Raw genomic sequence first — 7,737 nt, 5'->3', positions numbered from 1 at the left:
CCTACTTTATCAAAGGTCTAGCAAGATAAAAGCCGCCCTGGTCGCGTCAGCGGGCCGTAGGCCTTAGGGCGGGGCTTCAGACCCAGTTTTTTGGTAAAGCCAAACTACCCTCCCCAGCAGCTTTTTTCTTAACCGAAAGTTAACCCTAGGCCCAATCTGGAGCCACTGCACCACCGACACCAGCGTTCCGGGAAGGGGCTGGAGAAGCTAGGGCTGCTGCTCCTTTGAAGAGGGAGAGGGGGGATAGAGCAGGGCTTCCAGCTCCTGCAGCGCTTGCTCCAGGTTGTCGTTGACAATCACGTAGTCAAATTCGTCTTGGGCATCCAATTCCTTGCGGGCCTGTTCCAGGCGGCGCTCGATGCTGGCCTCTGAGTCTTGTCCGCGCTCGCGGATGCGACGTTCCAGCTCTTCCAGAGAAGGGGGACAGAGAAAGATGCGAATGGCATCTGGGTACTGTTGCCTCACCTGACGGGCCCCCGCCAGCTCAATTTCCAGCAGCACATCCTGACCCTGATTGAGTTTTTGGAACACGATCTCGCGGGGAGTGCCGTAAAAGTTGCCCGCATACTGTGCCCATTCCAACAGCTCGTTGGCTTCAATCAAGTTGAGAAATTCCTCCCGGCTGCGAAAGTAGTAGTTGACACCTTCCTGTTCGCTGGGGCGGGGGGGGCGGGTGGTGACCGAAACCGAGAAATACAACTCGGGGTGGCGCTGGCGCAACTGGCTGACCAACGTACCTTTGCCCACTCCACTGGGCCCTGTCAAAACCACCAAGCGACCGCGCGGGGTGGGAGCCGGAAGGGATCCCTGCTGCTGCGTACACTCAGAGGGAACTGGGGTAGGAGAGGTTGGCATAGACAGAGACCGACGCAAGACGGCTGGGCAATTGACTTGTTTGGGTTGGTTTTAGGATATCTCACTCCTGGTTCCTCAAACGGCTCACAGCGATGGCTTTCACTCGGTTTCGTCTGGCAAACCGGGCTTGGCCGCGAGGAAGCGGTTGGCAACGGTTTCGGGTTGGATGGCGGAGAGGATGACGTGCCCGGAATCGGTGATGATGACAGCGCGGGTACGACGACCATAGGTAGCATCCACCAACTGGCCCCTCTCGCGGGCATCGCTGATGATGCGTTTGATGGGAGCTGACTCGGGACTGACAATGGCGACCACACGCCCAGCGGCGACGATGTTGCCAAAGCCAATGTTGATTAGGCGGGTATCCATGGGGTGATGAGCGAACCTAACGGCTGTCCGGCCAGCGACCTTCATTAAGGTAGCAAATGGGGCTCTTTCGCGGGTTTGCCACAACGACACCTGAGTTCTCGGCCAATGGGGCAGTGGGTTTCGGCGACAAATCCCGTTCGGGTGAGCCGCAAAAAGGCTGTGGTCCCATAAAAAGCTGCACCCTCCCAAACAGCCTGCCCTGTTTATCGAGGATGGTAAAATCGCCAACGCCAAGCAACTTCAACAGAACTTTAAGAGAACTTTAAGCCTCAAAGGCGGTAAGTGTGATAGGCAGTTTGAGTGGGCTCGGAAAACAGTAAAGATCGACCCAGCACCCCAAGCTTGAATGGTTCCTCGCCTATGCTTGACCTGACTTGGCTGGATCCCCTTGTCCAACACTTTCAACTGGGGGATCCAGAGCCACCCGAAGCCATCCGAGTGGGCCTCATTCACCAAACCTGGAAACTCAACACCTCTGAGGGATCCTTCATCGTCCAGCGCCTTCACCCCCGATTTGATCCTGCTGTCACTGAAGATGGTCAAGCCATCGGCCAATGGTTGAGACAACACGGCTTCCCCGTCCCCCAATTCCGCCGCGCTCGCGATGGATCCCTGCACTTGTCCTGGGCAGAAGGGCTGTGGCGGGTCATGGATTGTCTGCCGGGATCCTGTCACCCAACTCCTCCCAATTGGGGCTATCTGGAAGAGGCGGGGGCAGCCGTTGGACGCCTGCATCGACTCCTGGCCCAGATGGACTATCGTTTTCGCTTCCAGATCCCGCATTTTCACGATACGGCTCACCTTTGGCAACAGCTACGCCAGCACGAACCGGTGCCAGAAGTGCAGGCAGAATGGCAGTTTTTAATCGAAACTGTGCCCAATCTTCTGCTGCCCTCAGGGATCCCAACTCAAATCATCCACGCCGATCTCAAGTTCAACAACTTTTTGTTCGATGAGCAGGGGCGATTTGTGGGCCTGGTGGATCTGGACACCTTCATGTATCACAACCTCTATGTTGAACTGGGGGATGCCCTGCGCTCCTGGGGTAAACGAGGAAATACCCTTCAGCCCGAGGCAATCCTGGCCGGGTTGCGGGGCTATGCCCAAACCGGGAACCTGCACGCCCTACAACCAGAACTCATCATTCAAGGGATCCAACTGATTACCCTGGAATTGGGGATGCGCTTTTTACAGGATTGGTTTGAAGACGCCTACTGGAATTGGGATCCCCAACGCTACCCCAGCCGCAAGGCCCATAACCTGGCCCGCTGCCAACAGCAAATTTGCCTATATCAAGACCTCACCCAGAGGGTGCCTCAACTGTTGGAGTCCATGCGCGCCCTTTGGTCTCATGAGCGGCAAAAGAGAGATTAACTTATGTTAATTTAGGGGCATCTTCCTCTTTCTTCCCGCGGTCTCTATGAGCATTCAACTTCCCCGCTGGCTAGAGCTGGCCTTGCCCTTCTTTCATCCTGTGCTGATGATTTTGGCGTTTGCGCTGGCCTTGTATGCCCTTTACCTGGGTCTGCAAGCGCGACGGGTGCGCACTGCCTCGGCAGAAGAACGCAAGGAGCTGATCAAAGGGAAGTTTGGTCAGCGGCATTTCCTTGCCGGATCCCTGTTCTTGTTGTTGATGGTGTTCGGAGCCCTGGGCGGCATGGGGGTTACCTACCTGAACAACGGCAAGCTGTTTGTTGGGCCTCACTTGCTGGCCGGGTTGGGCATTGTGGCCTTGGTGGCCAGCTCTGCGGCTCTGGCACCGCTGATGAAAGACGGGCAAAAAGTCTGGGCGCGCAACGTGCATATTCTATTGAACGTGGTGATCCTGGCGATCTTGGGTTGGCAGGCGGTGACCGGCTTCCAGATTGTGCAGCGCATCGTCGACCAAATGCTGACCACACCTCCCCAGGTGGCCTAGCCTCCCTGAAAACCCACTGAACAGGGCTGAGCGCTGTGAGGACTTTGATTCGCGGGTGCAAACCGAGAAGCTCACAGACTCAGTCCTGCCCTTTTCTAAATTCGGGGCTTCGTCATGTCAGAATGGCAAAGCAGGCGCTGCATCCTTCGACTGTAGAAGGGCGCTATCTTGCTGCTGCTACCCAGCTTCAACGCAATGGTTCTTCCCATGTCGGTTAGCCCTCTTCCCAATTGGGTCAAGCGTTCCATCGGCAAAGCCAGCGAGACTTCAGCGGTGCAGCAGGTGATCAAGCAGCGGGGCCTGCACACCATTTGCGAAGAGGGGCGCTGCCCAAACCGAGCCGAGTGCTACAGCCAAAAAACCGCTACATTTCTGTTGATGGGAGGGATCTGCACCCGCGCCTGCTCTTTTTGCCAGGTGGCCAGTGGACGGCCCGCACCATTGGATCCCGCAGAACCGGAGAAAGTGGCCGAGGCGGTTGAGCTGCTGGGGCTCAGCTATGTGGTACTCACCTCGGTGGCCCGCGACGATCTGCCCGACCAGGGATCCGGTCGCTTTGTGGAGGTCATCGAGGCAATTCGGCGGCGCTGCCCCGGCACCCAGATCGAGGTGCTCACCCCCGACTTTCGCGGGGATCGCGAGTGCATTGCCCGTGTGGTGGCTGCCCAGCCTGTTTGCTACAACCACAACATCGAAACGGTGCGACGCCTCTCCCAGGCAGTACGGCGCAGCTCCGGCTACGACTTGTCCTTGCGGGTTTTGCGAACGGTCAAGGAGCTGAATCCTGGATTACCCACCAAGTCTGGGCTGATGCTGGGGCATGGGGAGACCCGCGCAGAAGTGCTGGAAACTTTCCGGGATCTGCTGGCGGTGGGATGCGATCGTCTGACTCTGGGGCAATACCTACAACCTTCCTTGGCCCATCGCCCTGTGGAACGCTACTGGACTCCGGAAGAGTTTGCCGAGCTGGGCCAGATAGCCCGCCAGATGGGGTTTCGCCAGGTGCGCTCAGGGCCATTGGTGCGCAGCTCCTACCACGCTGCCGAAATGGTTGAGAACTAGGCCAGGGAGCTTGGCAGAGAGGCTGTGCAGTCTGTCGTAGCCAACCTTTCCCGTCCAATCAAGGCACGAAGGCCCGCTTCCAGGCCGAACGCTCGGGCTGCAAACTGGCTGAGCACCTGCGGCGCCAGGGATCCCAGGCGGTACAAGCTGATCCCCGCCACCAGACCCGGCAAGAGGCCGTTGCCCCAGCCTCCCCACAGCCAGGAACTTACTCCTTCTGCTAGCAGCAGCAAAGCCCCATTGAGCAGCAGCGGTCGCCACAGCCCCTCGCGAAAGGAGACCAGCCCCCTCCACAAGGCCGTCCGGGGTAGGTGAAGCCGCACTCCCAAGCCCAACAGCCAAAGGCCATCCAGCAGTGGGGCCAACAGCAAATCCAACCCCAGCGGAGCCAAGCCCACCACAATCCCCTTGCCAAGGGCGAAAATCCTGCCCCATTGCTCCACAAAGGGGGCATGGTGCTGCCACTGTTTTTCCAAAATCTGGGCCTGAACCCGATCCAGCCGCTTCAACACATTCAAAGCCAGAAGGGATCCCGCCTCGGTTTGCAAAATCTGCAGAATTCGCCCCCGCAGGGCTTCAATTTGGGGTGCAGGCCGTTCCCATTCCAAAGTAATGCGGCCATCCGGCCAGTGGGTGCGGACTTTCAGAGGTTTTGGGCAAGCGGCCACGGTCAAAATCTCCTGCGGCGATACCCAGCCTAGGTGGCGGCTGATCTGGGCACAAATGGCCTGCAACTCCGCTTCGGAGTAGAGATCGCATTTGTTCAACACCAGCAGGATGGGCTTGTATAGAGTGCGCAGCTCCGAGAGAGCTTGGTATTCCAACTGGGTCAGGTCGGTGGCGATGACAAACACGATCAAATCCGCCGAGCGGGCCACATCCCAGGCCAACTGTTCGCGGGCTTCTCCTTCCACTTCGTTCAAACCCGGAGTATCCACCAGCCTCACCCGCCAAGGGATCCCTGGCTCCGGCTGCCACAGCAGGGATTGGGGCTGCTGAGTGACCCCATTGAGGGGGCCTACCTTCAACCGCTCCTCGCCGGTTAGGGCGTTCAGGACGGCCGACTTGCCACGGTTGACCAGCCCAAACACCGCAATGGAAAACAGCCGCGCGGTGAGGCGCTTGCGCAAAGTGGATAGAGCCCTGAACTCCGGTTGTAAATCCCGACGGCTGGCCAGAGATTGCCAATGATCCCAGCACCTTTGCAAAACGGTTTCGGCTTGGGTCAAGGGAGTGGTCATAGACAGGGGCAATGGACTAACCCTCACTCTAGAGGGAATTGCCCCTCAGGGCTAGCCGTTTCTCCCCCCCAGCGTGGGGAATCCAAACCCCACAAAATAGGGCATGATCACCCTAGGGTTCCGCCGAATCTCCTATGCTGTACCGCCTTCCCCAATCTCTGAAATGGCTTCGTGTGGGTGGATCCCATCGTTCTAAGCAAGAGCGCCAGATCGTACGCAGCCTGCTGGCCTTTGCTGGGGCGCTGCTGGTTATGGATGTTGTGCTTCTAAGTACTCTTCGTTAGTTCAATTGGCTTGCCTGAGTGGTTTTTGGGATGCGCACCCACCACAAATGGCGTCGAAAGGCGTCTTGAATAGCGTTTGGGGTTGACCGAGCAGCTTGGGAGATTTCTATTCCGAATTGCAGCTGGCGAACCCAGTCTCCCCTCCCTAGTTGCGGGAGAGGGGCTGAGGGCAGTCGCATTCGCGTGGCAGATCGGAGACCAAAAGTAGCACCGAGCACCAGGGGAAAGCCAACGAAGCTTTCTCTGCCCGCTGCAGGAGAGGCGGAATAACTGTAACTCTGGCGGGGAAAGGAATAGGATGCTACATTCTGTCTTCCTTGCAGGAGCTTAATCTTGCTCTCAACATCTCTACATGCTACAATTCGCCCTGTGCCAAGAAGTTTTGAGGTAAGCGCTATTCATGCTAAGTACACGAGCAAGCCATGGAAAATTCTAAAGCTGAGGCTCTACAGCCGCGAGTTCTCTTAGTATGGCAAAATACAGTGGACTACCTCACATTCCCGGTTTTTTCCAATAAGCAGGTAACCCTGTGTCCGGGATGGGCAGCGAAGGGGTGTGGCCTTAACTTTTACAGCATTCCTCAGGGGCTGGTTGAGTGCCCCTTGGGAGACTACGATCTTTACGAGTTTGTGCATCGTTCGAATTAGATTGAAGATAAAGAGTTTAATTAGATTGAAGATAAAGAGTTTGATTTAGTAGTAGTTAACTCTTCTATTTTCGACTCATGTAAACCTTTCAACACCAAAAAGTTCGGCTGTCCAACAGTTTTGTTATCTGGAGATACCCATTGGGTATCTCCTCTATGTGGTCACGGAATAGCACCTATTAACTATCTCTTAAATTACTGCAGCCAAGAGAACTTTGACTATGTAGTCACTACTTACAATCGGCAGCATCTACACTGGTTTGTTTCAGCAGGGATCCAAAATGCGGCGTGGCTGCCTTTGATGAATATGTACGTGGTCACTCATGAGTGGGTAGAGACAAGAGAAAACAGAATTGCTTTCCTTGGCCAAATCGGTGGCTTTCACCCAAGGCGCTCTTTCCTGATCAATGCTCTGAGAGAAGCGGGTTTGCCTTTGATTGCTAAGTCAGGAACTAGAGAAGAGGGAGCTCATTTATTTGCCCACTCCTTGATCTCTTTTAACTGTAGCCTAAATGGCGACATTAACTTGAGGAACCTTGAAATTATCTCTGCAGGGGGCTTTCTATTGACAGATCGCCTTTCATTTGCATCTGGTTTTGATGAGTACTTAGTTCCCGGACTATATTGCGATACCTACAACTCTTATTCGGAGCTAGTAGAAAAGATTAAGTTTTACTTAGAGAACCCTGAATCAGCAATAGAGATTGCCAAAAGAGCTTATGAGAAGTTTTTTACCGACTGGCATCCAAAGTATCGAATGGCCGATCTAATGAATTGGATATTTAATGGAGAGCTGCCCGATTTTTACGCAGCAAAATCTGATCCCCGCTTTCTTATCAGCACCTCCTCTAGGGATTTGATAAACACACGTCTGGCTATTTACGAGTCTGCTCAGGAGCTACATCGACTGCAGGAGCAGCCAAAGGTGCTCGTTGGCCGGAACTGTCCTCCAGTGATTGTGGCCGATTTGCTAGACCTGCAGAGGTTAGATCTCTATGTTGAGCCTGGTTTCCCCCTATCTGATCTCCCAAGCGATGGAAAAATCCTGTCTCGTCTCCACGTAGCCAATATAAACTCTTATGTCAAAGAAAAGTGGGATCTTCTTATTGTAAAGACAGACGACCAATTGACAAAATTCGGTTTTGTTTTTCCTCTAGATTTGTCTTTATTTTAGGAAGTGAAAATCAAATTGCTTTCTCCAACACAAAGGACTTATTTACTTAGTCGGCTGTTAATAGAAGAATGGGAACTCTAATCCGTCAGATACTTCACGATAGGATTTAGCCTACAAGAAATCCACAAGCAGGAATCGGGGGAGCAGCAGCTTACCGGGGTATCCAGACCCAGGCCTGCCTTCTATCC

Annotated in this window: 7 protein-coding genes; 4 read left to right on the top strand and 3 right to left on the bottom strand. The window is 54.8% G+C overall.

The genetic code is table 11. The features are described 5' to 3' along the window. Positions 1-207: 207 nt before the first annotated feature. Both gmk and remA read right to left on the bottom strand, forming a co-directional pair. Positions 208-855, bottom strand: a complete 648-nt coding sequence (gene gmk / locus NW842_RS04125) for a guanylate kinase (RefSeq protein ID WP_414375341.1) — start codon at positions 853-855, stop codon at positions 208-210. A 99-nt stretch (positions 856-954) separates the two neighbouring features. Then, positions 955-1,224, bottom strand: coding sequence for an extracellular matrix/biofilm regulator RemA (remA, locus tag NW842_RS04120; RefSeq protein WP_414375340.1), 270 nt, complete (start codon positions 1,222-1,224; stop codon positions 955-957). 360 nt (positions 1,225-1,584) lie between these two features. Here remA and NW842_RS04115 point away from each other — a divergent pair, with 360 nt between their 5' ends. The 3 genes from NW842_RS04115 to lipA all read left to right on the top strand — a co-directional run bounded on the left by NW842_RS04115 (position 1,585) and on the right by lipA (position 4,204). Continuing rightward, entirely contained in the window at positions 1,585-2,598 is a 1,014-nt protein-coding gene (locus NW842_RS04115) for a phosphotransferase enzyme family protein (protein ID WP_414375339.1), read from the top strand. A gap of 46 nt (positions 2,599-2,644) precedes the next feature. Further along, complete coding sequence (locus NW842_RS04110) at positions 2,645-3,142, top strand: DUF4079 domain-containing protein (protein WP_414355504.1); 498 nt, start codon at positions 2,645-2,647, stop codon at positions 3,140-3,142. Positions 3,143-3,349: 207 nt separating this feature from the next. Further along, the gene (gene lipA / locus NW842_RS04105) at positions 3,350-4,204 is read left to right on the top strand and encodes a lipoyl synthase (protein ID WP_414417526.1); all 855 of its coding nucleotides are present in this window, start codon (positions 3,350-3,352) and stop codon (positions 4,202-4,204) included. Here the strand turns inward: lipA and NW842_RS04100 are convergent. Further along, positions 4,201-5,445 carry an Era-like GTP-binding protein gene (locus tag NW842_RS04100; protein WP_414417525.1) on the bottom strand — a complete coding sequence of 415 codons (1,245 nt, stop codon included), beginning with the start codon at positions 5,443-5,445 and terminating at the stop codon, positions 4,201-4,203. The two genes, lipA and NW842_RS04100, sit on opposite strands and share 4 nt — an antisense overlap. A gap of 1,237 nt (positions 5,446-6,682) precedes the next feature. Here NW842_RS04100 and NW842_RS04095 point away from each other — a divergent pair. Next, the gene (locus NW842_RS04095; protein WP_414417524.1) at positions 6,683-7,549 is read left to right on the top strand and encodes a glycosyltransferase; all 867 of its coding nucleotides are present in this window, start codon (positions 6,683-6,685) and stop codon (positions 7,547-7,549) included. Positions 7,550-7,737 lie beyond the last annotated feature (188 nt).

Origin of the sequence: Synechococcus sp. R55.4 (assembly GCF_047461935.1) — a bacterium.
GTDB lineage: Bacteria > Cyanobacteriota > Cyanobacteriia > Thermostichales > Thermostichaceae > Thermostichus.
The sequence above is the reverse complement of the archived record's forward strand: the minus strand, read 5'-3'. Positions and strand labels throughout refer to the sequence as shown.

What these genes read in the sequence shown, in the direction of transcription:
- gmk (WP_414375341.1), bottom strand. Translation starts at nt 855, where the DNA reads ATGCCAACCTCTCCTACCCCAGTTCCCTCTGAGTGTACGCAGCAGCAG.
- NW842_RS04110 (WP_414355504.1), top strand. Translation starts at nt 2,645, where the DNA reads ATGAGCATTCAACTTCCCCGCTGGCTAGAGCTGGCCTTGCCCTTCTTT.
- lipA (WP_414417526.1), top strand. Translation starts at nt 3,350, where the DNA reads ATGTCGGTTAGCCCTCTTCCCAATTGGGTCAAGCGTTCCATCGGCAAA.
- NW842_RS04115 (WP_414375339.1), top strand. Translation starts at nt 1,585, where the DNA reads ATGCTTGACCTGACTTGGCTGGATCCCCTTGTCCAACACTTTCAACTG.
- NW842_RS04095 (WP_414417524.1), top strand. Translation starts at nt 6,683, where the DNA reads ATGTACGTGGTCACTCATGAGTGGGTAGAGACAAGAGAAAACAGAATT.
- NW842_RS04100 (WP_414417525.1), bottom strand. Translation starts at nt 5,445, where the DNA reads ATGACCACTCCCTTGACCCAAGCCGAAACCGTTTTGCAAAGGTGCTGG.
- remA (WP_414375340.1), bottom strand. Translation starts at nt 1,224, where the DNA reads ATGGATACCCGCCTAATCAACATTGGCTTTGGCAACATCGTCGCCGCT.